Origin of the sequence: Bradyrhizobium iriomotense, from assembly GCF_018130765.1 — a bacterium.
GTDB classification, from domain to species: Bacteria; Pseudomonadota; Alphaproteobacteria; order Rhizobiales; family Xanthobacteraceae; genus Bradyrhizobium; species Bradyrhizobium iriomotense_A.
In genome coordinates, this window is sequence record NZ_JAFCJZ010000004.1 from 89,817 (window position 1) to 115,737 (window position 25,921).

Consider the following 25,921-nt stretch of genomic DNA (forward strand, 5'->3'; position numbering starts at 1 on the left):
TCACACCTTCTTCGCTTCCACGGCCATCCGCACCGCGAGCCCGGCCAGCACGGTGCCCATCAGCCAGCGCTGCACCAGCATCCAGCTCGGCCGGCTCGCCAGGAACAGCGCGATCGATCCTGCCGCGAGCGCGATCATCGCGTTGACGCTGACGCTGATCGCGATCTGGATCGCGCCCAGCACTACCGACTGCGTCAGCACGCTGCCGGCGGCGGGATCGATGAATTGCGGCAGCAGCGCCAGATACAGCATCGCGATCTTCGGGTTGAGCAGGTTGGTGACGAAGCCCATCGCGAACAATTTGCGCGGGCTGTCGATGGCGAGCTTCTTCACCAGGAACGGCGAGCGTCCGCCCGGCTTCACCGCCTGCCAGGCGAGCCACAAGAGATAACCGGCGCCGGCAAAGCGCAGCGCGTCATAGGCGAAGGGAATGGCGAGCAGCAGCGCCGTGATGCCGAACGCTGCGCACAGCATGTAGAACACGAAGCCCAGCGCGACGCCGCCGAGCGAGACGATGCCGGCCGCAGGCCCCTGCGTGATCGAGCGCGAGATCAGATAGATCATGTTCGGCCCGGGCGTGAGCACGAGGCCGAGGCAGACGAGGGCGAAGCCGAGCAGGGCGGACGTGTGGGGCATGGGCGAACCGGTGCGGGAGATGCAGAGGTTCTAATATGCGTGGTCCGGCGAGGCCATCGCGCAATTGCTCGGAGGACAATTCGATTCCCGCATCTCTCTAGCGTCGTCCCGGCGAAGGCCGGGACCCATACCCCCAGGGAGAAGTTGTGGCGCGAGATCGTAGTTGGCAATCTTCGCCAAATTTCTCCCTGTGGTGATGGGGTGGACGGCCCCCTACGGCATCAGTGTGCCAGAATGGGGTTGTCACACACTCATTCACAGGAGCCGTCCGTGAGCCAGATTATCCGCATTGGGATGGATACGTCGAAGTATATTTTCCAATTGCATGGGGTTGATGCGTCAGAGCGGGTGGTGCTGCGCAAACGGCTCAGCCGGAAGGCGATGCTGGAGTTTTTTGCCAAGCAGCCGCCGACGGTGGTGGTGATCGAAGCTTGCGGGGCCGCTCACCACTTGGCACGGGAGCTCGGCAGGTCGGGACACACGGTCAAGCTGATTGCGCCGCAGCTGGTGAAGCCCTACGTGCCGCGCAACAAGAACGACGGGCGCGATGCGGAAGGGCTATGCGAGGCGGCGAGCCGGCCGCGGATGCGGTATGTGCCGGTGAAAACGGCGGAGCAGCAGGCCGCACTGATGCTGCTGGGCGTCCGCGAGCAACTGGTCGTGCGCCGCACGCAGCTCTCCAACACGATCCGCGGGCATGCGGCAGAGTTCGGTTTGATCGCGGCCAAGGGGCTGGACAAGCTCGCCGCGTTCCTGACGGCCATCGGGCATGACGAGCGTGTGCCGCCGCTGGCCCGCGAGCTGTTTACGATGCTGGCTCGCCAATATGAACAGGTGCAGGTCGAGCTGAAGGCGGTCGATGCCAAGCTTGTGGCCTGGCATCGTGCCAATGCCGTGAGCCGGCGTCTGGCGCAGATCCCGGGGATCGGTCCGGTCACGGCGGCGGCGCTGGTGATGAAGGCGCCCGACCCACACGCCTTCCGCTCGGGGCGGCTGTTCGCAGCTTGGCTCGGCCTGACGCCGAGGGACCATTCCACTGCGGGAAAGACCCGGCTCGGCAAGATCACCCGGGCAGGTGATGAGAGATTGCGTCAGCTGCTCGTGGTCGGGGCAACCTCGGTGGTGAAGGTGGCCAAAACCAAAGATCGCGGGCCTCGCTGGCTGATCGAGCTTCTCAAGCGCAAGACGCCGAAGCTTGCCGCAGTGGCACTGGCCAACAAGATGGCTCGCATCGCCTGGAAACTGATGACCACGGGGGAAAGCTACGATAGCGCGCGGATCGATGCCCAAATGGCTGTTGCCGCGTAGTTGAGAGATTCGGCCGGCCGGCGTCCGCCGCCCGAACCGGAGCTGCAGGAGCAGAGGAGATGGTGTGATCGGTCGACCCGAGACGCGAGCAAATCCGTGGGACCCATTGGCCGTAAAAGGTCGCAGCGGTGATTGGAACTCGTGTTGCGGAAACCATCTTGGCCAGCGGCTACAGAGCTGCACCTACAGGCCGCACATATGGATGCAAGCGATCCGATCAGACCTCACAAAGCTCTTGTGCCACGGGGGCCGTCCACATATGGGTCCCGGATCAGCGCTGCGCTTGTCCGGGACGACACCAGAGGCTCCTAATGCGCCTCGTCCCAATTGTTCGCCGCGCGCGCGTCGACATGCAGTGGCACCGAGAGCAGCACGGCCGGGAACGGCGCGTCCTGCATGACGTGCTGCACGACCGGCAGCGTCGCTTCGACCTCGGCGTCCGGCACCTCGAAGATCAGTTCGTCATGCACCTGGAGCAGCATCTGCGCCGAGAGTTTCTTCTCGGCGAGCGCGTCCTCCACCCGCGTCATGGCGCGGCGGATGATGTCGGCGGCGGTGCCTTGCAGCCGCGCGTTGATTGCGGCCCGCTCGTTGAAGGCGCGCACCGAGGCGTTCGAGGCCTTGATGTCGGGGTAGTGGCACTTGCGGCCGAACAACGTGGTGACGTAGCCGTGGCTCCGGCAGAAATCGCGCGTCTCGTCCATATAGGCGCGGATGCCGGGGAAGCGCTCGAAATATTTCTTGATGTAGGCGGACGCCTCCTCGCGCGCGATGCCAAGCTGGTTGGCGAGGCCGAACGCCGAGATGCCGTAGATGATGCCGAAATTGATCGCTTTCGCACGGCGGCGGATCTCGCTCGGCATGCCCTTGATCGGCACGCCGAACATCTCGGAGGCCGTCATGGCGTGAATGTCGAGCCCGTCGCGAAACGCCTGCTTCAGCACGGGAATGTCGGCGATCTCGGCGAGCAGCCGCAGCTCGATCTGCGAATAGTCGGCGGAGACTAGCTTGTGCCCTGGCGTCGCGATGAAGGCGCGGCGGATTTTTCGGCCGTCCTCGGTCCGCACTGGAATGTTCTGCAGGTTCGGCTCGTTCGACGACAGCCGTCCCGTCGTGGTCGCGGCCAGCGCGTAGGTCGTGTGCACGCGATGCGTCTGCGGGTTGACATAGGTCGGCAGCGCGTCGGTATAGGTCGATTTCAGCTTGGAGACCTGGCGCCACTCCAAAATCTTCTTCGGGAAGTCGTGGCCCTGCTCGGCGAGATCATCGAGCACCTGCGCGGTGGTCGACCAGGCGCCGGTTTTTGTCTTGGTGCCGCCGGATAGTCCCATCTTGCCGAACAGGATGTCGCCGATCTGTTTCGGGCTGCCGACATTGACCGGTTCGCCCGCGATCTCCTGGATCTCGGCCTCGACCCGCGCGGCGGTCTGGGCGAAGTCGCCTGATAGCCGCGACAGCACCTGGCGGTCGATCGAGATGCCGCGCCGCTCCATCCGCGCGAGCACCGACACCAGCGGCCGCTCCAGCGTTTCGTAGACCGTGGTCATGTGCTCGGCAACGAGGCGCGGCTTCAGCACGCGCCAGACGCGCAGGGCCATGTCGGCGCCTTCCGCGGACAGCGGTGCGGCCTTGTCGATAGGGACCTGGTCGAAGGTGATCTTGCCCTTGCCGCTGCCGAGCAGCTCGCTCTCCTTCAGCATGGCATGGCCGAACCAGCGCTCGGACAGCGAGTCGATCTCTTGCGAACCGCGACCGGCATCGAGCACGTAGGAAATCAATTTCGCATCGTCGGTGTTGCGCAAGGTGATGCCGTGCTGCGCCAGCATCACGGCGGCGAATTTGACGTCGAAGCCGATCTTGAGAATGCCCGGCGATTCCAGCACCGGCCGCAACGCTTCGATCGCATCGCTATGCTTGACCTGGTCGGGCGCAAGGCCGGCGTCGAACAGGCCGCCGTCGCCGCCGGACTGCTTGTGCGCCAGCGGCACATAGCAGGCTTCGTTCGGCGCCAGCGCCAGCGCGATGCCGCAGAGATCGGCCTGCATCGGATCGATGGAGTTGGCCTTGATGTCGAGCGCGACATGGCCGGAATCGTGGATGCGCGCGATGAAGGCGTTGAGCTCCTTCAGCGACGTGATCGCCTGGTACTTACTGCGATCGACCGGAAGCTTGCGGAGCGCTTCCTCACGCGCCGCGGCGAGCGAGATCGGCGCGCCCTTGAGGCTCGCCGACTTGTCGCCTTTGTCGCCGCCGGTCGCGGCCGCCGCCGGAGCGGCGAAAAGATCGCCTGACGTCTCGGACGATGTTGCTCTCGCCGCGCCGCCGCCGGCTTTGGCGGCGCTGCTATTGCTCGCATCGGCATCGACATTGGCAGGATCGATCTGCGAATAGTCGGCGACGCGACGCGTCAGCGTGGTGAATTCCATCGCCTTCAGGAACGCGATCAGCTTGCGCGCATCGGGCTCGTGGACCGCGAGGTCGTCGAGAGGCACCTCCAGATCGACCTTGTCGTCGAGCAGCACCAGCTTGCGCGAGATCCGGGCCTTCTCGGCATTCTCGATCAGCGCCTCGCGCCGCTTCGGCTGCTTGATCTCGGTGGCGCGGAACAGGAGTTGCTCGAGGTCGCCATATTCGACGATGAGCTGCGCCGCGGTCTTGATGCCGATTCCGGGAACGCCCGGCACGTTGTCGGTGGAGTCGCCGGCCAGCGCCTGCACCTCGACCACCTTCTCCGGCGGCACGCCGAACTTCTCGATCACCTCGGGGATGCCGATGCGACGATCCTTCATGGTGTCGTACATGACGATCTTGTCGTTCACGAGCTGCATCAAATCCTTGTCGGAGGACACGATGGTCGTGTGGGCACCGCGATCGGACGCCTGCCGCGCATACGTCGCGATGAGGTCGTCGGCCTCGAAGCCGCCCTGCTCCAGGCAGGGCAGGTCGAAGGCGCGCACGGCCTCGCGGATCAGCGCGAATTGCGGAATGAGATCGTCGGGCGCCGGCGGCCGGTGCGCCTTGTACTCGGGATAGATCTTGTTACGGAACGTCACTTCCGACTTGTCGAACACGATGGCGAGATGCGTCGGCCGGTTGTCGGCGGGCATGTCGCGGAGCAGCTTCCACAGCATGTTGCAGAAGCCGAGCACGGCATTGACCTGCAAGCCGTCGGACTTGCGGTTCAGCGGCGGCAGCGCGTGATAGGCGCGGAAGATGTAGCCGGAACCGTCGACCAGGAAGATGTGATCGCCCTTGCCGGCCGCCTTGGCCGCGACCGATTTGGCAGCAGCTGTCGCAGCAGCGGGCTTGACGTCGGCGGCCTTTGGCGCGGCCTTGGTGTCAGCTTTGGCGGAGGTCTTCGGGGATGGCTTCGGCGATGTCTTGGGCATGGCCGCAATGTATGAATTTTTGCGGGGTTTGACAGCCTTGGGAGGGGGATTTTTGGCTTGCGGATGCCGCTATCCCCACTGTCGTTTCCCGTATCCCCCCGCTGTCATTCCCCGCGAAGGCGGGGAATCCAGTACGCCGCGGCTTCTCGGCTGAATCACTGGCGTCTCGGCGTACTGGGTCGCCCGGTCAAGCCGGGCGACGACACCGAGAGCGCAGCTACTCCGCCGCCTGCAACCGCACGCCCGCCTTCTTCGGCGCGATCCAGAGCGCATCGGGCCGCTCGAACAGGAAGTGCGCACCGAGCCGCAGCGCTAGCTGCCAGATCGCGAGCGCGCCGAGCACGCCGGCGATGGTGACGATCAGCGACACCGTACCGATATCAGGGATGATGCCGGTGCGCAGCAGCAGGGTCCGCGTCGCCGCCATCGGCAGGAAGAAGGCGAGATAGATCACGATCGAATGCTCGCCGCAGAAGCGGAAGAAGTTCAGCCAACGCGCGCGCGCGAGCAGCGTGCCGGTCGTGATGATCGCGCCGGCGCCGGCGAAGCCGAGCACGAGCGAGACGATCTTCCATTCGCTGATGCCGAGCGCGACGAGGCCGGCGTTGACCAGCGCCCACGCCGCGAGCGCTGCGACCGCCAGCGCGGGATGAGTGCGCGCGCGATCCGACAGTGCGAATACATAAGGCGCGAACACATAGCCCGAATAGAAATAGACGAAGCGCGCGCAGAATTCGTCGATCGCGGTCCAGCCGGTCGAGATGCGTGCCGTCTCCAGCGCTGCGGCGATCAGCCAGATCGCGAGCGGCGGGAGCTTGCGTGTCAGTTTTGTGACGACGAAGAACACCGGCAGCAGATAAATGAACCAGAGCGTGCCGAACGGTTCGATGAAGGATTCGAGATAGAGGAGACCGACGTCGCGCCAGCTCGTCTCCGCGGCAAACGCGGGCGCCTTGAAGCCGAACTGGATTGTCACCCAGACGACATAGAAATAGGCGAAATGCATCACCTTGCGGTCGAGATAGGTTCGCCAGTCGCGGTCGATCACGAGCGGCAGGAACAGGCCCGAGATCAGGAAGAAATCCGGCATCCGGAACGGCTTTGCGAAGGCCACGGCAACATGCATGAAACCGGCCTCGCCGGCGGCGAGCTCGACCCCCAGCACCGAATGCATCATCACGACCATGACGATGCAGATGCCCTTGGCATAGTCGACCCAGTCGACACGCGCGGCAGCCGGGGCCTTGGAAAGCCCGTGTGCCGCGATTGTGTCTGATGGTGCCATGGTGTCCCTTTTCGAGCCGTGTTCCGCCGGGCCCTGTCTGGGCGTGGGGCAGTTTGAAGCCCCACGGTTTCAGACTTCTTTACCGGTTCAATTCGCGTGCCGGTTTTTGTTCGCCGACGGTTCCCTTCGACCGGGAAAATGCTAAACCGCCCCGCATTGGGGTTTCGTTAACCAAGCCAAAACAGGGTTATTCATGCGCATCGCGATGATCGGAACGGGCTATGTGGGACTGGTCTCCGGAGCCTGCTTTGCGGATTTCGGTCACGACGTCACCTGCGTCGACAAGGACGAGAAGAAGATCGCGGCCCTGCACCGCGGCGAGATCCCGATCTACGAGCCCGGCCTCGACGAGCTGGTCGCAACCAACGTCAAGGCCAAGCGGCTCGACTTCACCACGGACCTGTCGAAGCCGGTCGCCGATGCCGACGCCGTGTTCATCGCGGTCGGCACGCCCTCGCGCCGTGGCGACGGTCACGCCGATCTGTCCTACGTCTACGCTGCCGCGAAAGAGATCGCGCAGTCGCTGTCCGGCTTCACCGTCGTCGTGACCAAGTCGACCGTGCCTGTCGGCACCGGTGACGAGGTCGAGCGCATCATTCGCGAGGCCAACCCGAAGGCCGACGTCGTCGTCGCCTCCAATCCCGAATTCCTGCGCGAAGGCGCGGCGATCCGCGACTTCAAATTCCCCGACCGCGTCGTCGTCGGCACCTCCGACGAGCGCGGCCGCAAGGTGATGGGCGACATCTATCGCCCGCTGTCGCTGAACCAGGCGCCGCTGATGTTCACCGCGCGCCGCACCGCGGAGATGATCAAATACGCCGCGAACGCGTTCCTCGCGACCAAGATCACCTTCATCAACGAGATCGCCGATCTCTCCGAAAAGGTCGGCGCCAACGTGCAGGAGGTCGCGCGCGGCATCGGCCTCGACAACCGCATCGGCACCAAATTCCTGCATGCCGGCCCCGGCTTCGGCGGCTCGTGCTTTCCGAAGGACACCAAGGCGCTGATCAAGATCGCGCAGGACTATGATGTCTCCTTGCGCATCGTCGAATCCGTGCTGGCGGTGAACGAGAACCGCAAGCGCGCGATGGCGCGGAAGGTGAGCCAGGCGCTCGGCGGGAGCTTGCGCGGCAAGACCATCGCCGTGCTCGGCCTCACCTTCAAGCCCGACACCGACGACATGCGCGATGCGCCGTCGATCCCGCTGGTCACCGGCCTGATCGACATGGGCGCGAAGGTCAAGGCGTTCGATCCCGTCGGCATGGAGCAGGCCAAGGGTGAGCTGCCGAACATCACCTATTGCGAGGATGCCTATTCCTGCGCGCAAGGCGCCGATGCCCTCGTCATCGTGACCGAGTGGGTGCAGTTCCGCGCGCTCGATCTCGACCGGCTGAAGGCGACCATGGCGCAGCCTGTCGTCGTCGATCTCCGCAACATCTACCGCCCCGAAGAGATGGCCGCCGCCGGCTTCACCTACGAGAGCATCGGGCGCTAGCCGCAGGCTTAGCCGTCGGTCTGCATGGTTCGAGACGCCCGCTTTGGCGGGCTCCTCACCATGGGGGGTGGATATCTCGCCGCAAAACCTGACCTCATCCTGAGGGCCCGCTAGAGGCGGGCGTCTCGAAGGATGGAGACGGGCCAAACTCCAATGCGATATGATCCGGTCGCACCGGGCGACTTGCGCTTTGGCCCGTCAGCCTCGCTGCCGCCATGGAGATTGTCATGACCGACGACACGCACACGATCCGCAGCGGCGGGCTGACCGCGACCGTCAAGGCGCAAGGCGCCGAAATGTGCTCGCTGAGGAGCGACGCCGGGGTCGAATTCGTCTGGCAGGCCGAGCCGGCTTGGCCGCGCCACGCGCCGCTGTTGTTTCCGATCGTCGGTCGTCTCGCCAATGACGAATTGCGGCACAAGGGCAAGACGTACCGGATGACGCAGCACGGCTTTGCGCGCGACAGCCGCTTCCGGTGGGCGGAGCGCGGCGGAAGCCGCTGCGTGCTGGTGCTCGAAGACAACGAGACGACGCGGGCGCTCTATCCGTTCGCATTCCGCCTGACGGCAACTTATACGATCGATGAGACCGGTCTCGACCTCTCGCTCACGGTTGCGAACATCGGCAGCGAGACATTGCCGGCTTCGCTCGGCGGCCATCCCGCCTTCAACTGGCCGCTTCAGCCCGGTGTGTCCAAGGAAAGCTATGCGTTGACCTTCGCGAACGCGGAGTCGTCTCCGGTCCGTCGTCTCGACGGCGGTTTGCTGCGTGCGACAGCGGAGGCAACGCCCGTCAAGGGCACGGTGCTGCCCCTGTCCGAATCCCTGTTTGTCGACGACGCCGTCATCTTCGACCGGATCGAGAGCAACTCGGTTCGCTTTGCCGCAGGCGACGGCGCATCGACCGGGCCCCGGCTCACAATGTCATGGTGCGGCTTTCGCGAGCTCGGTGTCTGGTCGAAACCGTCAGGCGCGCCGTTCCTCTGCATCGAGCCCTGGCGCGGCCATGCCAGTCCCGCCGGTTTCGACGGCGAGTTCAGCGACAAGCCCGGCCTGATGCATATCGCGCCCGGTGCGGAAGAGCGATTGTCGTTCCGCATCGAGGTCTCATCGTCCTGAGATCCACCGTCCTTTAGACTTCGATCCGCGTCAGGTCCTCGCCGATCACGACCGGACCCGAATAATCCTGTCGGACGTCCGCGAGCAGCGCATTCAGCATGGCATCGTCCGTGCGCGGCCGGTGATGGGTCAGCGCGAGCTTCTTGACGCCGGCCTTGGCCGCGACCTTGCCGACGGTATCGCCGCAGGCGATCGTGTATTTCGCCAGCCGGCGGAGGTGCTCATTGTTGATCTCGGGCGTTGCGAGAAAGCAGACCTGGACGAGCAGGTCGGCGCCCTCGGCCAATCGCTCGAGACCGGGGCAGGGGACCGTGTCGCCGGAGATCGCAATGACCTTCCCCTCTGCCTCGAAGCGGTAGCCGAGACACATCCAGCGCGCCAGGAACGCCGGCGACATGTCGAGGCCGTCGCCATGCGAGACGAGCTCGGCGCTGATCTTCCAGCGGCCGGTGTCGAGAACGGGACCGGGAATGATGTCCGTTGCGACCACCGGCTTCCAGCCGCGGAAGGTCGGCTCGCCCTGATCGCGCCAGGCGATGTCCTTGTCGTAGACCTGCGTGACCAGCGTGTTGACGAGCCGTTCGGTATCCGGCGGTCCATAGATGCGCAGATCGTCCTTGCGACCATGCATCCATGAATTCAGCATCACGTCGTAGAGATCGCCGATGTGATCGAAGTGGTGATGGGTGAGAAAGACCGTATTGATGGCGCCGAGCGGCACACCGGCCTTGTGGAGCTGCACCATGACGCCGCGGCCTGCGTCGAACAGGATGTTCTCGTCGCCGAGCCTGATCAGCGTGGTCGTGGCCATGCGGCGCGGGTCCGGGCGTGGACCGCCGGTGCCGAGCAGTATGACCTCCATGGTGCCTACTCCAGCGTGAAGATCCCTCACAGTAGAGTCGAAGCAGGCAGCGAGGCAAGCCGCATCGGGCCGCCGAAGACGGACGCAGGAACGTTCAGCGCGTGCCCGTCGCAGATGCGGCGATGCCAAGCCGCATGGCTGAGCTGCCGGAGCCCGCAGAGGTCAGGCGGTGCGCGAGATCCTGCGCGCGCTGCTCGACCAGATGCCAGGTCGCGCGCGCGACAAGATAGCTGAGCGCGGCGGTGACGGCGTAGGCGACGAGCAGCGAGGCCAGCCCATCCGCGAGCGGCCAGATCTGGCGCAGGCCGTAGATCACTGCGAAGTGCGACAGGTACATCGAATAGGAATTGCGGCCGAGCGCCTCGATCGGCGACCAGCGGATCGCCAGGCGAATGCAGCCGGCAACACCCGTGCCGAGCACGAGGTTGATCATCAGATAGTTGAACTCGTGCGAGCCGGTGGCGCGATCGGCGATGAAGGACAGCGCGATGAAGACGACGAGGATCGCTGCGTCAGATTTCGCAAAGCCGTCGCGCAGCGCGAAGAACAGCGCGCAGCCGACGAGGAAGACCGGAAGCTGGTTCAGAAAGCTGATATGCAGCGCGTTCCACACGAAAGCTTCATTGCCCGGCCCGTAATGGGCGGAGAACAGCGCAAAGGCGAACGGCTTGAACAGGCAGACATTGACGAGATGCAGCGCAATCGCCAGCACGAGATAGAGGTGGCGGCGCGCACCGAACGCGGTGATCAGGAACGGGAAGAGCAGATAGAACGTCATCTCCGCGGCGATCGACCAGTCGCCCGGCACGACGCTGTTGACGCTGTCGGGCCAGAAGCCGTGCAGGAACGTCGCCGTCAGGATCACCTGGAGCGGCCCGATGCCATCAGGCGCGTTGGCGCTCGGGCCGGTGCCGTTGACGGCGAGATAGAGCGGGATCGCGAGCCAGAACAGCGGCGCGATGCGTAAGGCACGCCGGATGTAGAAATTGCGCGTCGGATTGGTTTCGGTGCGCTGCGTCCACATCAGGCACATCGTCATGGCACTGACGAAGTAGAACACGTTGACGCCGGTCCAGCCGCACATGAAGGCGAAGTCGACGACACGGATGTTCGATGGAAAAGACTGTGAAACGTGGATCGCCATCACGCCGACGATGGCAAGACCGCGCAGGAAGTCGAGACTGTGCGAACGACCGAAGGGCGTTGCGGCTTTCTCGGTTCGACCGGCAATCGGCCGGGGCTGCCCCTGCATCACGCCTGCTCCTTCGGTTTCCATCTGCAGGCGGGACCATAGAGGCGCGGCCGGCTTTCCCGAAGCCGAAGGCATTCTTTACGTTAACCGGCGTTCGAGTCTGGAGCCGGCGCCGCGGCACTCGCACGGACCATGCCGGGTTGATGGTGCGCCGGATGAGAAGTGTGGGGTAATTCATACTTAATACGGCGAGATCGTGACCAATATTGTTTGGGCAGCACAATACGCCTAGTATTGGCCAGGCAATTTCGGGGGCTCGAACCAGCTGTGAATGTTCGTTCACATGACAATGTGTTGCGCGACGGCGCGACTTTTCAGGCCGGGTCGCACGCACACAGGACATCCAACATCGTGGCTGATTCCGCACGTCAGGAGATACGTCCCGCAGGCCGCGAGCGGCTGATCGTGGTCGAGGACGATCCGGTGACGCGGACGATGCTGGTCGGTTATTTCAACGACAACAATTTCGACGTGGTCGGCGCCGGCTCCTGCGCGGAGTGCCGCCAGGCGCTGCGCGCGCGCACCGATCTCGTCTTCCTCGACGTGCAGCTGCCTGACGGCGACGGCTTCGAGCTCGCCAAGGAGATCCAGGCAACCAGCAATGCGGGCATCATCTTCGTGACCCGCCGCGACACCGATGTGGATCGCATTCTTGGCCTCGAGATCGCCGGCGACCATTACGTCACCAAGCCGATCAACCTGCGCGACCTGCTCGCGCGCGCACGCAGCGTGCTGCGGCGGCGCTCGATCGACCGCAAGGCGGCGCGCAACCACAATTCGATCGCCTTCGGCGACTGGATCATCGACCTGACGCGGCGCGAGCTGCTCGGCGCCGACGGCAAGCCGGTGGCGCTGACCCGCGCCGAATTCGACCTGCTCGCCGCGCTGGTCGGCGCCGATGGCCGGCCGCTCAGCCGCGACTATCTGATCGAGGTCGTCAGCAACCGCCAGGCCGAGGTCGACATCCGCACCGTCGATGCGCTGGTGGCGCGGCTGCGCCGCAAGCTCGTCGGCAGCGGCACGCCCGTGATCGCGACCGTCACCGGCGTCGGCTACAAGCTCGCGCTCAGCGAACGGCTCTAGCGCGATCGCGCGCTCTGGTCCGTGGCTGATCTCTGCGCAGGCCCGGCCAGCCGGTCGTCGACCGCATAGAGCGTGCAGGCCGTCGACCATTTCATGCAGGCTGCGAGTGAATCGCGCTGGGCGTCGTCGGCGGTCGTGCGCCCCGAACGCCAGCCGTAGCCGCCGTTGGGCGACACTGCAAAAGCCTTGTGCGGCATCGTGCTGGCGAGATAGCGCGCGAACTCGGCGCGCGCGGCCTCGTTGAGCTGGCTCGGCGGCGGCAGCGGATCGGGCGGGCTCAGGATGTCGTGGTTCAGCCCACGCTCGCGCAGGAACGCGTCCAGATACGGCGTCCATTGCGGGCGGCCGACCACGGAATAGAGGTAGTGTCCATCGTCGCCGTAAGCCGGCGCTGCGACGAATTTTGCGGTGCCGCCGTTGCCGCGAAACCCGTCATAGAGCCGGCGCGCGAGCTCGGGACCGAAATACGAATCGTTGCTGGCATAGACCCACAGCATCGGCACGCGCGAAGTCTTGCCGAAGCTGGCAAAAGCCTGCACCAGCCCATCCTCGTTGCAGACGTCGTCGTCGTCGCGCGAGCCGCGGCCGCCGGCGAAGCTGATGGCGGCGACGAGGCCGCTTGGTGCCTGCGCCGTCAGTGCGACGGTGGCGAGCCCGCCGGCGGAATGGCCGGCCGCGATCATGCCCGATGTCGTGACGTCGGCCCGCCGTGCCATCGCGTCGATCGCCGCGCGCAAATCGGCAACCGCAATCGACGCTGCTGGCAAATAGGCGGCATTGGCGCAGCCGCCGACGCTGTCGACGCGGCCGCCGGGCGAGGTGCCGTAGCCGCGCCGCATCACGATCAGCGCGGCAAAGCCGCGCCGGGCATATTCCAGGGCGATGCCGTAATATTTGTGCGCCGACATCGTCGCGCGATCTTCGAACTTGCGCGGCGAGCCGTGGCTGAGCAGCGCCAGCGGATAGCGCTTCGTCCCCGCGGGGCGAACCAGGAATGCCTCCAGCCCCTGCGCTCCCGCCTCCGCCATCGGGATGCGCAGATCCTCGGTGTAGAACTCGGCGGCGTTGGCGCGCACAACAAGCCCCGCGATGGCGAGCAGGATGAGCACGGGCAGATGCCAGCGCGCCAAGTCCATGGGTGGATGATTCTCCGTGGCCGCGCGGATCATAACAGAACCGCATGACCCGGCGAACTCATCCTGATCTCATTGCTCTAGCGACCGCTCATTTCAGCGTCTGAAGATAGGCGATGACATTGGCCCGATCCGTGGGGTTCGGCAGCCCCTTGAAGAACATCTTGACGCCGTGGACGTCGCCGCGGGGGTCGGCGAGGTAGGCATCCAGCGCCGTTGGCGTCCATGCCTCCTTGTTGGCCTTCATGGCATCAGAATAGGCGAAGTCCGGAACGACGGCGGGCTTGCGGTCGACGACATTCCAGAGGCTTGGGCCGACCTTGTTCACCCCGATCACCACCGCGTGGCAGTTCTCGCAGGTTCGCTGGAAGACGGTCTTGCCCGCGGCGGCATCGCCCTCGGCGGCGGAGGCGGACGGTGCGGCGAACGACGACGTCGCCAGGGCCAGCACGAGCGTGAAGATCAAACGTCCAGTCATCTTGAGTTTACTCCCCCAAGGCAATCAGCGAGGAATCAGCCAAGGGATCGGCGGGCTGATCCTGCAAATCCCGGCTTTCGTTGATCAAACGGCAAGCAGCGTGCCCCACGCCACGCGGCGGCGTCTTTGTCCTGAATCAACCGAAACCCGGGACCAAAGTACGAGGAGCGCCATGCGTCATGGCCATGGATCATCCTGAGCCGGATGCGCGTTGTCGGCTGATCTTTGGCCGGAGTGTGACCGTCGGGCCGGCCACTTGCGCCGGTCCGGCAATCGGCTTGGCGATGCGCCGGCCGATGGTATGGTGTTCTTGGGCGTTTTCCAGCGAAGTGGATGCCGGTTCGCGTGAAGGAAACGCGTCAAAACAAAAATCTGGAGCTTCCGTTCCGATTCTATCGGAACCGAAAAAGCTCTAGGCTGTCGTTTGAAGGCACGGAGAGTTGCAGTGGCAGAAGTCGATCCCGCGGCGGGTAAGCCGGTTGCGCCGAGCGCGCTCACCAACGTTCCACGGCTGGTGACGGCCTATTTTGCGGGCAAGCCCGATGTTGCGGACCCCGCGCAGCGGGTGGCGTTCGGCACCTCCGGCCATCGCGGCACCTCGTTCAAGAACACTTTTAATGAGGGCCACATCCTTGCGACCACGCAGGCGATCTGCGACTACCGCAAGGAAAAGGGGCTGACCGGCCCGCTCTTCATCGGCATCGACACCCATGCGCTGGCCGAGCCGGCGCTGGTCAGCGCCGTCGAGGTGTTCGCCGCCAACGGCGTCGACATCATGATCGACAAGGACGGCGGCTACACGCCGACGCCTGTCATCTCGCACGCGATCCTCACTTACAACAAGGGCCGCAGCAGCGGCCTTGCCGACGGCGTCGTCATCACGCCCTCGCATAATCCGCCCGAAGACGGCGGCTACAAATACAATCCGCCGCATGGCGGCCCCGCCGATACCGACGTGACCGGCGTCGTCGAGAAGCGTGCCAACGCCTACCTCGCCGACGGTCTCAAGGGCGTGAAGCGCATCGACTACGCCAAGGCGAAGAAGTCCGCGAACGTCCACGCCTACGACTTCATCACGCCCTACGTCGCCGATCTCGGCAATGTCGTCGATCTCGACCTCGTCAAATCCGCCGCCATCAAGATCGGCATCGATCCGCTCGGCGGCGCCGCCGTGCATTACTGGCATCCGATCATCGAGCGCTACGGCCTCAAGGCCACCGTCGTGAACGAGTCGATCGACCCGACCTTCCGTTTCATGACAGTCGACTGGGACGGCAAGATCCGCATGGACTGCTCCTCGCCTTACGCGATGGCGAGCCTGATCGGGATGCGCGATCGTTTCGACGTCGCCTTTGCCAACGACACCGACGCCGACCGCCACGGCATCGTCACGCGCACCGGCGGCCTGATGAATCCGAACCATTATCTGGCGACCGCTATCTCCTATTTGTTCGCGCACCGCCCGAACTGGGGCAGGGACGCTGCGATCGGCAAGACCGTGGTGTCCAGCTCGATCATCGACCGCGTCGCCAAGAAGCTCGGCCGCAAGCTGGTGGAGACGCCGGTCGGCTTCAAATGGTTCGTCGACGGCCTCGTCAGCGGCGGTTTTGGTTTCGGCGGGGAGGAGAGTGCGGGCGCCTCGTTCCTCAGGCGCGACGGCACGGTGTGGACCACCGACAAGGACGGCATCATCCTCGGCCTGCTCGCCGCCGAGATCATGGCCAAGACCGGCCGCGATCCCAGCCAGCTGTTCAATGATCTCACCGCCGAGTTCGGCGTGCCGCATTACGCGCGCATCGACGTCGCGGCGACCGGGCCGCAGAAGAACATTTTGAAGTCCGTCACGCCCGAGCAACTCGGCCTGAAAGATCTCGCCGGTGATCCCGTCCGCTCGACGCTGAGCAAGGCGCCCGGTAACGGCCAGCCTTTCGGCGGCATCAAGGTCGAGACCGATTTCGGCTGGTTCGCCGCGCGGCCGTCGGGGACCGAGGACGTCTACAAGATCTACGCGGAAAGCTTCCGCAGCACCGAGCACCTGAAGCGAATTCAGGAAGAGGCTCAGGCCGGCTTGGCGAAGGTGTTTGGGGCGTAGGGCTCTCCAAAGCCAGGCACACACTATCCTTACGGGAGGTGCGCTCCCTCTCCCGCTTGCGGGGGAGGGCTGGGGAGGGGGGTGTCTCCACGTCGGGATTGTCCGAGGTTTACGGAGGGTGTCCTCCGCGGAGAAAGCCCCCACCCGGCGCTACGCGCCGACCTCCCCCGCAAGCGGGAGAGGTGACCGAGTTTGTGGAGCTTACTCGGATTACATCTTACTATGTATACAGATTATGAAGCACAGGTATTAGAATACGCCAATTTTGATCTTGAATAGTTACCTCCCTCCGCTATTGTATACATAACGCATACATAATCCGTGGGAGCGAGACCGATGACAAAACCCTTCCCCATGAACGCCTGGTACGCCGCCGCGTGGGACGCCGAGGTGAAGCCGGCGCTGCTGCCGCGGACGATCTGCGGCAAGCACATCGTGATGTACCGGAAGGCCGATGGCTCGGTGGCCGCGCTGGAGGACGCCTGCTGGCACCGCCTGGTGCCGCTGTCCAAGGGCCGGCTCGAAGGCGACACCGTCGTCTGCGGCTATCACGGCCTGAAGTACAACGCGCAAGGCCGCTGCACCTTCATGCCCTCGCAGGAGACCATCAACCCGTCGGCCTGCGTGCGCGCCTATCCCGTCGTCGAGCGCCATCGCTACATCTGGCTCTGGATGGGCGATCCTGCGCTCGCCGATCCCGCGCTCGTGCCCGACATGCACTGGAACGACGATCCGGCCTGGGCCGGCGACGGCAAGACCATCCACGTCAATTGCGACTATCGCCTCGTGCTCGACAATCTCATGGACCTCACCCACGAGACCTTTGTGCACGGCTCCTCCATCGGCAACGATGCGGTGGCGGAAGCGCCGTTCGACGTCACCCATGGCGAGAAGACGGTGACGGTGACGCGCTGGATGCGCGGCATCGAGCCGCCGCCGTTCTGGGGCAAGCAGCTCGGCAAGGCCGGCCTCGTCGACCGCTGGCAGATCATCCGCTTCGAGGCGCCGTGCACGATCGCCATCGACGTCGGCGTGGCGCCGACCGGCACCGGCGCGCCCGAAGGCAACCGCTCGCACGGCGTCAACGGTTTCGTGCTCAACACCATCACGCCGGAGACCGAGAAGACCTGCCATTACTTCTGGGCCTTCGTCCGCAACTACCAGATCGGCGAGCAGCGCATCACCACCGAGATCCGCGAGGGCGTCTCCGGCATCTTCCGCGAGGACGAACTGATCCTCGAGGCGCAGCAGCGCGCCATGGACGAGAATCCCGATCGCGTGTTCTACAATCTCAACATCGACGCCGGCGCGATGTGGTCGCGCAAGCTGATCGACAAGATGGTGGCGAAGGAAAATCCGCCGCCGCGCCTTCAGGCCGCGGAGTAGCGGGTCATGGCCGAACGTGAAGTCGACCGCTCCATCTCACAGACCGTGAAGGCGCAGCTGGCGCTGCGCGACCAGATCCTGTCGGGCTCCTTGCGCCCCGGCGAGCGCATCTCCGAGTTGCAGGCGGTGGAGACCACCGGCGCCTCGCGCACCCCGGTGCGCATGGCGCTGGTGCGGCTGGAGGAGGAGGGCCTGCTGGAAGCGATCCCCTCTGGCGGCTTCATGGTGAAAGCGTTCTCCGAGCGCGACATCTCCGATTCCATCGAGCTGCGCGGCACGCTGGAGGGCCTGGCTGCGCGCTTCGCTGCCGAGCGCGGCGTCTCCGCGCGCGAGCTCGAACCGCTTAAGGAATGCCTCGCTGCGATCGACGAATTGCTGCGTCAGGTGCCGATCTCGGTCGATGCGTTCTCGTCCTATGTCACGCTGAACGCGCGCTTCCACGCGGTGCTCACGGAACTGTCGCGCAGCCCGCCGTTGATCCGGCAGATCGACCGCGCCTCGGCGCTGCCGTTCGCTTCCCCAAGCGGCTTCGTGATGGCGCAGTCGGCGCTGCCCGAGGCGCAGCAGATCCTGATCATCGGCCAGGAGCACCACCGCGTCGTCATCGACGCCATCGAGAACCGCGAAGGCGCGCGCGCCGAAGCCATCATGCGCGAACATGCGCGGCTTGCGGTTCGCAACTTGAGGCTTGCGCTGCGCAACCGGACCCATCTCGACCTGCTGCCGGCGCTCGCGCTGATCAAGACCGCAACCGATTGAGGGCAGTCACCATGCGCTTCATCGAAACCTGGACCCCGGCAACGCTCGTCTCGACGCGCGATCTCGCCCCCGGCATCCGCGAATTCCTGATCCGCCCCGATCAGTTCGACGGCGCGGCCTATCCGGTCGGCAGCCACATCAATGTCAGCGTGACCATCGACGGTCAGCCGGAGACACGGTCCTATTCGCTGGTCGGCGAGGCCTCTTCGCACGGCCTCAGGATCGCCGTGCGCCGCGCCGAGGATTCCCGCGGCGGCTCGCGCTATATGTGGTCCTTGCAGCCGGGCGCACGGCTCGACATCACCCAACCCGCCTCGCTGCTTGCGGTGGACTGGGCGCGCGAAAACTATTGCCTGATCGCCGGCGGCATCGGCATCACCCCGATCCTCGGCGCCGCGCAGGCGCTGGCGCGGCGCGGGGCGGATGTCAGGCTGCATTATGCCGTGCGCTCGCGCCGTGAGGCCGCCTATCTCGACGATCTCGCCGCGATGCTCGGTGAGCGTCTGGTGGTCCATGCCAGCGATGAAGGCAAACGCCTCGATCTCGACGCGCTGTTTGCTTCATTGCCGCAAGGTACCCTCGCGCTGTTCTGCGGCCCGATGCGAATGCTGGATGCCGCGCGCCACGCCTGGATCGGTGCCGGCCATCCGCTGGCCGATCTCCGTTACGAGACCTTCGGCTCCAGCGGCACGCTGCCGACCGAAACGTTTCGCGTGCGATTGAAGGACTCGAACATCGAGCTCGAGATCCCGCGCGAGCGCTCGATGCTGGACGTGCTCAACGCCAGCGGCCACGAGGTGATGTACGACTGCAAGCGCGGCGAATGCGGCCTCTGCGCCATCGACGTGGTCGAGGTCGACGGCGAGATCGACCATCGCGACGTCTTCTTCAGCGACCATCAGAAAGAGAGCAACCAGAAGATCTGCGCCTGTGTCTCCCGCGCGCGGGGCACAATCACGGTGGACACGCTGCTGCGGGCGGATGCGGTCTGAGGCAAGCCGGGGAGGGCTCGCTAGCGCGCAGGCGTGCGAATGAGTCTGTCGACGATACCGGAGCCCTCATCCACGAGCTGCTGGCCGCTCATCCAGACATCGCGGCCCGAGATCTTCTCGCGCATCCTGGCAAGCCACACAGTGTTGACGCCGCGGATGCCGATATCGCTGCGGAAGAACTCGTCGGTGACGTGCGCCTCGATCGTCTTGACGGCTCGCGACAGCTCGGCGTCGCTGAGTTCCGGCCGCCTCGTGTTGTCCTTCGCGCTGCCGCTCAAGCTGACCTGGTGAAACATGAAGTAGGCCTCGGGATCGGCGATGCGCCTCGTGCCCGAGAGAAAGATCGGAACGCACATCGATGCGCAGACGCCGGCTCTCTGGACGAGCGTGTCGATCGCATGATCGCGCCCACGGATCGCGGCGACGACCTTGCGGCCGTGTTCGACCGAGCCGCCCGGCGAGTTGAGGACGAGGACGAGCCGGCGTGGATCGGCCTTGTAGCGATCGAAGGCGGCGGCAACACGCTCGCTCATCGGCTCCTGCACAGGTCCGCTCCAGCCGAGTACGATACGGTCCGGCTCCTCGCTGATCGACAGGGTCTGTCGCGACGCCGTATCCCCGGAGCCGGACGGCAATTGGAACCAGCCCCAGAACAGCAGGATGCCGCCGATGGCGCCAAGTACCTTGAACAGTGCCACTGTCTATTGCCCCGATCTTGAAAGGCAGCGCATCAGCGCGATCAATTGACTGATTTCCAGAAGATCAGCAGCGTTGCGAGACTGGCCAGGGCCAGGAAGCCCGCCGAGAAAATGAAGGATAGCGTGCGGTTCCAGAGTTTCGTTTCCGCCGTGTAGGCGATCGACACTGCCGTGCGATCGGTCGTCGAGCGCACCGGCACGAGTGCCTCGCCGCCACCTCCGGAGAACAGCATGAAGAAGCTATGATCGATCGGTGCCTGATCGGGCCTGGCGACCGACTTGATCTTGGCCGTGCAGAGCGTAACGACGAAGTTCGTCCGCTTGCACTTCCCCTCCATGGCTTGCAGATCATATGCCGGCTGCCAGGTCCCGGCGAGGCGGTGGTCGCGGATGATGTCCGGACCGTAGCTGACGAGCAGTGCCTAAAGCGCCGCGATACAGGCAAGGCAGACGAGGAACCAGCGAATTGGACTACGCGTCGCCGCGGCGTCGGCGATAGCCTGGCTTCTCGTGCCAGCGGAGTCGGAAGTGAGAGCTTGTGCGGCGGCACCGGCTCCAGGTTGACGCTTGCCGAATGACATTGCGATGACTCCTGACACCCAACATCCAGGTCGTCTGCTACCTAAGGGCGAGGCCCATAAAGGTAAGCTAACGAGTAGGGGCAAATTATCGCGATTCATATCTCGTTAAGCGCTGGGGCCGCGCTGATCCGGGATGCTCATGCTAATGGGGAAGCCGCTACGCCGCGTAGATCGCCCGATACTTCTTCGTATTCAGCAGCGCCAGCACGCTATCGGCCGACACCGGCCGGCTGATCAGATAACCCTGCACCTCGTCGCAAGCGATCTCGCGCAGATATTCGAGCTGGTCGGCGGTCTCGACGCCCTCGGCGACCACGGCGATGTTGAGGTCGCGCGCCAGTGAGATCACCGACTTCACGATCGCGGCGCAGTCCGGCTGCACCAGCATGTCGCGGATGAAGGACTGGTCGATCTTGATGCGGCTGAACGGCAGCTTGCGCAGGTAGGTCAGCGATGAGAAGCCGGTGCCGAAATCGTCGAGCGCCACGGTGACGCCGAGTTGCAGCAGCGCGTTCAGGATCGAGGCGGCCGAGCCGTATTTCGACAGCAGCATCGATTCCGTGATCTCGATCTCGAACCGGTTGGGAGAGACCTTCGCATCGGCGAGCGCCTGCACGATGGTCTGGAGGATGGCCGTGTTGTGAAACTGTGCCGCGGAAAAATTCACGGCGACCCTGATGTCCTCGGGCCAGTCCGAAAGCGTCGCGCAGGCGCGCCGGATCACCCATTCGCCGATCTCGTGGATCAGCCCGGTCTCCTCGGCGATTCCGATGAACTCGCTCGGTGGCACCAGCCCGCGCGAAGGATGCTGCCAGCGCAGCAGCGCCTCGAAGCCGGTGATGCGGTTCTCGTCGAGATCGAGGAACGGCTGGAAGACGAGGAACAGCTCGTCCCGCGCGATGGCGCCTTCCAGGTCCGCTTGCAGCGCCTTGCGGTCGCGGGACAGCCTGTCGTCGGCTTGCTCGAAGAAGCAGACGGTGCCCGGTCCCGCCTTCTTGGCGCGATAGAGCGCAGCGTCGGCGTTCTTCATGATGTCGAGCGCCGTGTTGCCGTCGCGCGGGGCCAGCACGATGCCGACGCTGGTCGCGCCGACGATCTGGCGGCCCTCGATCCGAAACGGCTCGTCGAAGGCCACAACGAAGCGCTCGGCGATCTCGAGCGCATCCTCGGGGCGCGCCAGATTGGCCATCACCAGCGCGAACTCGTCGCCGCCGATGCGCGCGACGTGCTCGGCCGCACGGGTGCAGCGCTGCAGCCGGCCTGCGACCTGCACCAGGAATTCGTCGCCGGCGGGATGGCCGAACTTGTCGTTGACCTCCTTGAAGCGGTCGAGATCGAGCAGCAGCACCGCGAACTCCTCGCCCGATAGCGCAAGGCGCTTCAGCGCGGCATCGAGCGTCTCGTTGAAGGCGAAGCGGTTGGGAAGGTGCGTCAGCGGGTCCTGTCGCACCGTGCGCTCCGCCTCGATCTGCCGCATCACGCGCCGCGCGAACGAGAACGAATTGATGAACACGCCGCGCAGCAGCACGCTGCCATAGACCACGACGAGGAAGGCGATCAGCAGGAAGGCGAGGTCGCCGTTCCTGCCGAGGCAGATCGCGATGCCGACGAAGATCGGGGCAGTGAAGGCGATGGCCGCGATCGGGATCGTGGCGAAGGCGAGCGCGCCGCCGGCCAGCATTCCCGAGCACAGGCAGGTGATAACGAGCTGGCCGCCGGTCGACGCATTGGCGAAGAAGGCGACCGGGACGATGCCCCAGGCAGCCCCGAGGAGAAAGGCATTGCGCACCAGCCGATGCATGGCGCGCTGCGAGACGAAGTGTGGCTTGGTGATGCGCCGGGCGGCGTGGGATTGCAGGCCGAATGCGATCGCGGCGGCGGCGACCGTGACCGCCCAGATCACGGCGAACGTCCTGTCCGGCGACGCCCACAGCGCGATGGCCAGCACGATGGCGTTGCACGCATTGGCGAGCATGATGCCGACCGAATAGCCGAGCACCAGCGACATCTGTTCGGCGCGGATGTAACCCGCCACGGCCTCGTCCGTTGCGGGACCGCCGAACGCCGACAGATCGCCGGCGAACAGCCGCGCGAAATAGGTGGTCAGTTGAGTCCGCATTCCAGAGCCTAGCAGCAGGGCCGTTTGTCCGGCTCGATCCGGAGAATTCGCGACAAACCTTTGACGAACTATGAATTATCCACGCTGGCGGCTGCTGTTGCGATCACTTCTAGGTGCCGAAAGATTCGTATCGATAACAAATCGATACAAATGCGGTGCCCCGCGTTACGGTTGTAACGGTATGAACATGTTCGCACCGGTTCCGCTGTCATGCCGGGGGATGACACCGGTGTCAGGAAGGGGCGATCACCGCCCCAGTTGCTTCGGGTCGTAATAGAACCGTTCTTCGATCAGCTCATCGCCCCGCCAGGTCTGCCACGCGATCTCATCCAGCGTTCGGATGACGCCCTCGGCATTGGTGAAGCTGAAGGTCCAGCGGGTGGCGACATGGTCGCCCTCGATCATGCTGGGGCCGATGCGGACGGCCTTGACCTCCCTGAAGGCGGCCAGCACGCCGCGCTCCTTTGCCGCCAGTCTGTCGCGCCCGATCGTCGGCGCGGCGTTGTTCTCGTAGGTCGCGGCGTCGGGCGCGTAGAATTGCTCGATCGCGCCGACGAAGTCGCCATCCTCCAGCCGCTTCGCAAAGGCTTCGACGATGTCACGGCTGGGCATGGCGACCTCACAATGAAAACCGACTGATGGTCGGTAAATACCGACCGGTGGTCGAAAAGTCAACTGGCTGCCCAGACCGAATTCGATTAGACGAGATTGATGAGATGGGGCTCGGCTGGCGCCTCAACGGAGGTACGTTCCCTCCCCCCTTGCGGGGGAGGGCTAGGGAGAGGGGTAGCTCAGCAAAGAGCGTTAGTTGTTGATGATTCACCGAGCGAATGCGCGATCGATAGAACCCCCGTGTGGTACCCCCTCCCTGACCCTCCCCCGCAAGGGGGGAGGGAACGGATGGAGCGCCGCTCGTGGCCGAAGTCGCTTCGACTTCTCATCACGCGATAGACGGGACTCATGGCGAAACAGGCGGAGCGGCGGGCGGCGACATCGGAGGCGATCCTGACGGCGGCACGCCGCCTGTTCGGGACGCAGGGCTTTGCCGCCACCACCATGGACGAGATCGCGGAAGGCGCCTCCGTCGCCAAGGGCGCGGTCTACCATCACTTCAAGACCAAGGAGGCGGTGTTCGAAGCCGTGTTCGACCAGGTCTCGCGCGACCTCGTTGCCGAGATCGACCGCACCGCGCGGACCGAGAAGGACGTGCTCGCCGCGATGGTCGCCGGTACCCAGCACTATTTCGCGGCGACCGCGAAGGGACCGACCGGTCAGATCATCCTGCGCGACGGTCCCGCCGTGCTCGGCTGGGAGCGCTGGCGCGAGATCGACGCGCAGCATTTTGGCGGCAAGATGCCGCGTGCGCTTTCCGCAGCGATGGAGGCCGGCCTGATCGCGCGTCAGCCGGTCGAGCCGCTGGCGCGGCTGCTGCTCGGCGCGGTGACCGAGGCTGCAGTCGCCTGCGCCGGTCGCGCCGACATCGCAAGGGCAGGCGCGGAATATGCCCGTGCGTTCAAGTCGCTTGTCGAGGCGCTGCGCGTGCGCGCATGATTGTGCTAGTGACGAACTGGAAACGCCCACGCCAACAAGAAGAACAGTAGCGCATGAACGCAAATTCCTCCCTCGCACCGTCAGATCCCGAATTCGACTACATCATCGTCGGCGCCGGCTCCGCCGGCTGCGTGCTCGCCAACCGCCTGTCGGCGAACGGCAAGCACAGCGTGCTCCTGCTCGAGGCCGGGCCGAAGGATTCCAATATCTGGATCCACGTCCCGCTCGGCTACGGCAAGCTGTTCAAGGAGAAGTCCGTCAACTGGATGTACCAGACCGAGCCGGAGCCGGAGCTTAGGGGACGCCAGGTGTTCCAGCCGCGCGGCAAGACGCTGGGCGGGTCGAGCTCGATCAACGGCCTGCTCTATGTCCGCGGCCAGCACGAGGACTACGACCGCTGGCGCCAGCTCGGCAACACCGGCTGGGGTTATGACGACGTGCTGCCTTACTTCAAGAAGGCCGAGAACCAGGCGCGCGGTGCGGATCAGTATCACGGCAGCGGCGGGCCGCTGCCGGTCTCCAACATGATCGTGGCCGACCCGCTGTCGAAGGCGTTCATCGACGCCGCCGTCGAGACCGGTCTGCCCTACAATCCCGACTTCAACGGCGCCACGCAGGAAGGCGTCGGCCTGTTCCAGATCACGACGCGCAACGGCCGGCGCGCCTCAACGTCGGTCGCCTATCTCGGCCCCGCGAGGACACGCGGCAATCTCAAGATCGAGACCGAGGCGCTCGGCCAGCGCGTGCTGTTCGAGGGCCGCCGCGCCGTCGGGGTCGAATATCGTCAAGGCGCTGCACTGCGCCGCGCGCGGGCGCGGAAGGAGGTCGTGCTGTCGAGCGGTGCCTACAACTCGCCGCAGCTGCTCCAGCTCTCCGGCGTCGGCCCTGGCGATCTCCTGCGCAGGCACGGCATCGATGTGGTGCTGGACGCGCCGGGCGTCGGCCACGACCTCCAGGACCACATGCAGGTCCGCATCGTGATGCGCTGCTCGCAGAAGATCACGCTGAACGACACCGTCAACAATCCGCTCCGCCGCACACTCGCCGGCGCGCGCTATGCGCTGTTCCGCAAGGGCTGGCTGACGATTGCGGCGGGCACCGCGGGCGCATTCTTCAAGACCAGCCCGCGACTCGCCTCACCCGACATCCAGATCCACTTCCTGCCGTTCTCGACCGACAAGATGGGCGAGAAGCTGCATGATTTCTCCGGGTTCACCGCCTCGATCTGCCAGCTCCGTCCCGAGAGCCGCGGCTCCCTGCGCATCAGGAGCGCCGACCCGAGCGTGCCGCCGGAGATCCGCATCAACTACATGTCGACAGAGACCGACCGCACCACCAACGTCGAGGGTCTGAAGATCCTGCGCCAGATCCTGAACGCGCCGGCGCTGAAGCCGTTCGTGGTCAACGAGTATGATCCCGGGGCGAAGGTATCCACGGATGCCGAGCTCCTGGATTATTGCCGCGAGCGCGGCAGCACCATCTACCATCCGACCTCGACCTGTCGTATGGGCAACGACGCGCTCGCGGTGGTGGACCAGCGGTTGAAGGTGAGGGGGCTCGAAGGCCTTCGAATCGTCGACGGCTCGGTCATGCCGGACCTCGTGTCGGGGAACACCAACGCGCCGATCATCATGATCGCCGAAAAGGCCTCCGACATGATATTGGAGGATGCGCGGTAACTCCGCGGCTTGAGAGGGTTTGGAC

21 protein-coding genes are annotated in these 25,921 nt (G+C 64.9%); 10 read left to right on the plus strand and 11 right to left on the minus strand.

The window, feature by feature from the left end; all coding sequences use genetic code 11:
• A complete protein-coding gene (locus JQ635_RS09110; protein ID WP_211409529.1) occupies positions 1–636 on the minus strand; it encodes a LysE family translocator in 636 nt (211 codons plus the stop codon).
• A gap of 270 nt (positions 637–906) precedes the next feature.
• On the opposite strand from JQ635_RS09110, the gene JQ635_RS09115 reads away from it, so the two are divergent.
• Positions 907–1,944 (plus strand): IS110 family transposase, encoded by a 1,038-nt coding sequence (locus JQ635_RS09115; RefSeq protein ID WP_211409530.1) that lies wholly within the window; start codon positions 907–909, stop codon positions 1,942–1,944.
• 308 nt (positions 1,945–2,252) lie between these two features.
• Here JQ635_RS09115 and polA read toward each other — a convergent pair whose 3' ends face one another.
• Both polA and JQ635_RS09125 read right to left on the minus strand, forming a co-directional pair.
• On the minus strand, positions 2,253–5,333 hold the full coding sequence (gene polA, locus JQ635_RS09120) for a DNA polymerase I (RefSeq protein ID WP_211409531.1): 3,081 nt from the start codon (positions 5,331–5,333) through the stop codon (positions 2,253–2,255).
• 217 nt (positions 5,334–5,550) lie between these two features.
• Positions 5,551–6,618: an acyltransferase family protein gene (locus JQ635_RS09125; protein ID WP_211409532.1), complete on the minus strand. Its 1,068-nt coding sequence runs from the start codon at positions 6,616–6,618 to the stop codon at positions 5,551–5,553.
• Between the two features lie 193 nt (positions 6,619–6,811).
• On the opposite strand from JQ635_RS09125, the gene JQ635_RS09130 reads away from it, so the two are divergent.
• Together JQ635_RS09130 and JQ635_RS09135 are read left to right on the plus strand one after the other, a co-directional pair.
• A complete protein-coding gene (locus JQ635_RS09130) occupies positions 6,812–8,113 on the plus strand; it encodes a UDP-glucose dehydrogenase family protein (RefSeq protein WP_211409533.1) in 1,302 nt (433 codons plus the stop codon).
• A 227-nt stretch (positions 8,114–8,340) separates the two neighbouring features.
• Positions 8,341–9,231: an aldose 1-epimerase family protein gene (locus tag JQ635_RS09135; RefSeq protein ID WP_211409534.1), complete on the plus strand. Its 891-nt coding sequence runs from the start codon at positions 8,341–8,343 to the stop codon at positions 9,229–9,231.
• A 13-nt stretch (positions 9,232–9,244) separates the two neighbouring features.
• On the opposite strand, the gene JQ635_RS09140 is transcribed toward JQ635_RS09135, so the two are convergent.
• Together JQ635_RS09140 and JQ635_RS09145 are read right to left on the minus strand one after the other, a co-directional pair.
• On the minus strand, positions 9,245–10,093 hold the full coding sequence (locus JQ635_RS09140; protein WP_211409535.1) for an MBL fold metallo-hydrolase: 849 nt from the start codon (positions 10,091–10,093) through the stop codon (positions 9,245–9,247).
• Between the two features lie 94 nt (positions 10,094–10,187).
• Complete coding sequence (locus JQ635_RS09145; RefSeq protein ID WP_211409536.1) at positions 10,188–11,345, minus strand: acyltransferase family protein; 1,158 nt, start codon at positions 11,343–11,345, stop codon at positions 10,188–10,190.
• Positions 11,346–11,612: 267 nt separating this feature from the next.
• Between JQ635_RS09145 and JQ635_RS09150 the strand changes: the two genes are divergently transcribed.
• Positions 11,613–12,428 carry a response regulator transcription factor gene (locus JQ635_RS09150; RefSeq protein WP_211409537.1) on the plus strand — a complete coding sequence of 272 codons (816 nt, stop codon included), beginning with the start codon at positions 11,613–11,615 and terminating at the stop codon, positions 12,426–12,428.
• Here JQ635_RS09150 and JQ635_RS09155 read toward each other — a convergent pair.
• Positions 12,425–13,564: an alpha/beta hydrolase family protein gene (locus JQ635_RS09155; protein ID WP_211409538.1), complete on the minus strand. Its 1,140-nt coding sequence runs from the start codon at positions 13,562–13,564 to the stop codon at positions 12,425–12,427. The genes JQ635_RS09150 and JQ635_RS09155 overlap by 4 nt on opposite strands.
• Positions 13,565–13,652: 88 nt before the next feature.
• Positions 13,653–14,039 carry a c-type cytochrome gene (locus tag JQ635_RS09160; RefSeq protein ID WP_211409539.1) on the minus strand — a complete coding sequence of 129 codons (387 nt, stop codon included), beginning with the start codon at positions 14,037–14,039 and terminating at the stop codon, positions 13,653–13,655.
• A 445-nt stretch (positions 14,040–14,484) separates the two neighbouring features.
• On the opposite strand from JQ635_RS09160, the gene pgm reads away from it, so the two are divergent.
• The 4 genes from pgm (at position 14,485) to JQ635_RS09180 (ending at position 19,268) form a co-directional block, all read left to right on the plus strand.
• A complete protein-coding gene (gene pgm / locus JQ635_RS09165) occupies positions 14,485–16,131 on the plus strand; it encodes a phosphoglucomutase (alpha-D-glucose-1,6-bisphosphate-dependent) (protein WP_211409540.1) in 1,647 nt (548 codons plus the stop codon).
• A gap of 336 nt (positions 16,132–16,467) precedes the next feature.
• The gene (locus JQ635_RS09170; RefSeq protein ID WP_211409541.1) at positions 16,468–17,517 is read left to right on the plus strand and encodes an aromatic ring-hydroxylating dioxygenase subunit alpha; all 1,050 of its coding nucleotides are present in this window, start codon (positions 16,468–16,470) and stop codon (positions 17,515–17,517) included.
• 6 nt (positions 17,518–17,523) lie between these two features.
• Positions 17,524–18,276, plus strand: coding sequence for a GntR family transcriptional regulator (locus JQ635_RS09175; RefSeq protein ID WP_211409542.1), 753 nt, complete (start codon positions 17,524–17,526; stop codon positions 18,274–18,276).
• A gap of 11 nt (positions 18,277–18,287) precedes the next feature.
• The gene (locus JQ635_RS09180) at positions 18,288–19,268 is read left to right on the plus strand and encodes a PDR/VanB family oxidoreductase (RefSeq protein WP_211409543.1); all 981 of its coding nucleotides are present in this window, start codon (positions 18,288–18,290) and stop codon (positions 19,266–19,268) included.
• Positions 19,269–19,288: 20 nt separating this feature from the next.
• Here the strand turns inward: JQ635_RS09180 and JQ635_RS09185 are convergent, their stop codons facing one another.
• The 4 genes from JQ635_RS09185 to JQ635_RS09200 all read right to left on the minus strand — a co-directional run bounded on the left by JQ635_RS09185 (position 19,289) and on the right by JQ635_RS09200 (position 23,278).
• Positions 19,289–19,966 carry an ATP-dependent Clp protease proteolytic subunit gene (locus JQ635_RS09185; protein ID WP_211409544.1) on the minus strand — a complete coding sequence of 226 codons (678 nt, stop codon included), beginning with the start codon at positions 19,964–19,966 and terminating at the stop codon, positions 19,289–19,291.
• 41 nt (positions 19,967–20,007) lie between these two features.
• Positions 20,008–20,304: a hypothetical protein gene (locus JQ635_RS09190; RefSeq protein ID WP_211409545.1), complete on the minus strand. Its 297-nt coding sequence runs from the start codon at positions 20,302–20,304 to the stop codon at positions 20,008–20,010.
• Positions 20,305–20,704: 400 nt separating this feature from the next.
• Complete coding sequence (locus tag JQ635_RS09195; protein ID WP_211409546.1) at positions 20,705–22,666, minus strand: putative bifunctional diguanylate cyclase/phosphodiesterase; 1,962 nt, start codon at positions 22,664–22,666, stop codon at positions 20,705–20,707.
• A 246-nt stretch (positions 22,667–22,912) separates the two neighbouring features.
• The gene (locus JQ635_RS09200; protein ID WP_211409547.1) at positions 22,913–23,278 is read right to left on the minus strand and encodes a nuclear transport factor 2 family protein; all 366 of its coding nucleotides are present in this window, start codon (positions 23,276–23,278) and stop codon (positions 22,913–22,915) included.
• 348 nt (positions 23,279–23,626) lie between these two features.
• Here JQ635_RS09200 and JQ635_RS09205 point away from each other — a divergent pair, with 348 nt between their 5' ends.
• Complete coding sequence (locus JQ635_RS09205; protein ID WP_211409548.1) at positions 23,627–24,217, plus strand: TetR/AcrR family transcriptional regulator; 591 nt, start codon at positions 23,627–23,629, stop codon at positions 24,215–24,217.
• Positions 24,218–24,270: 53 nt separating this feature from the next.
• Positions 24,271–25,896, plus strand: a complete 1,626-nt coding sequence (locus JQ635_RS09210; RefSeq protein WP_211409549.1) for a GMC family oxidoreductase — start codon at positions 24,271–24,273, stop codon at positions 25,894–25,896.
• Positions 25,897–25,921: the final 25 nt, after the last annotated feature.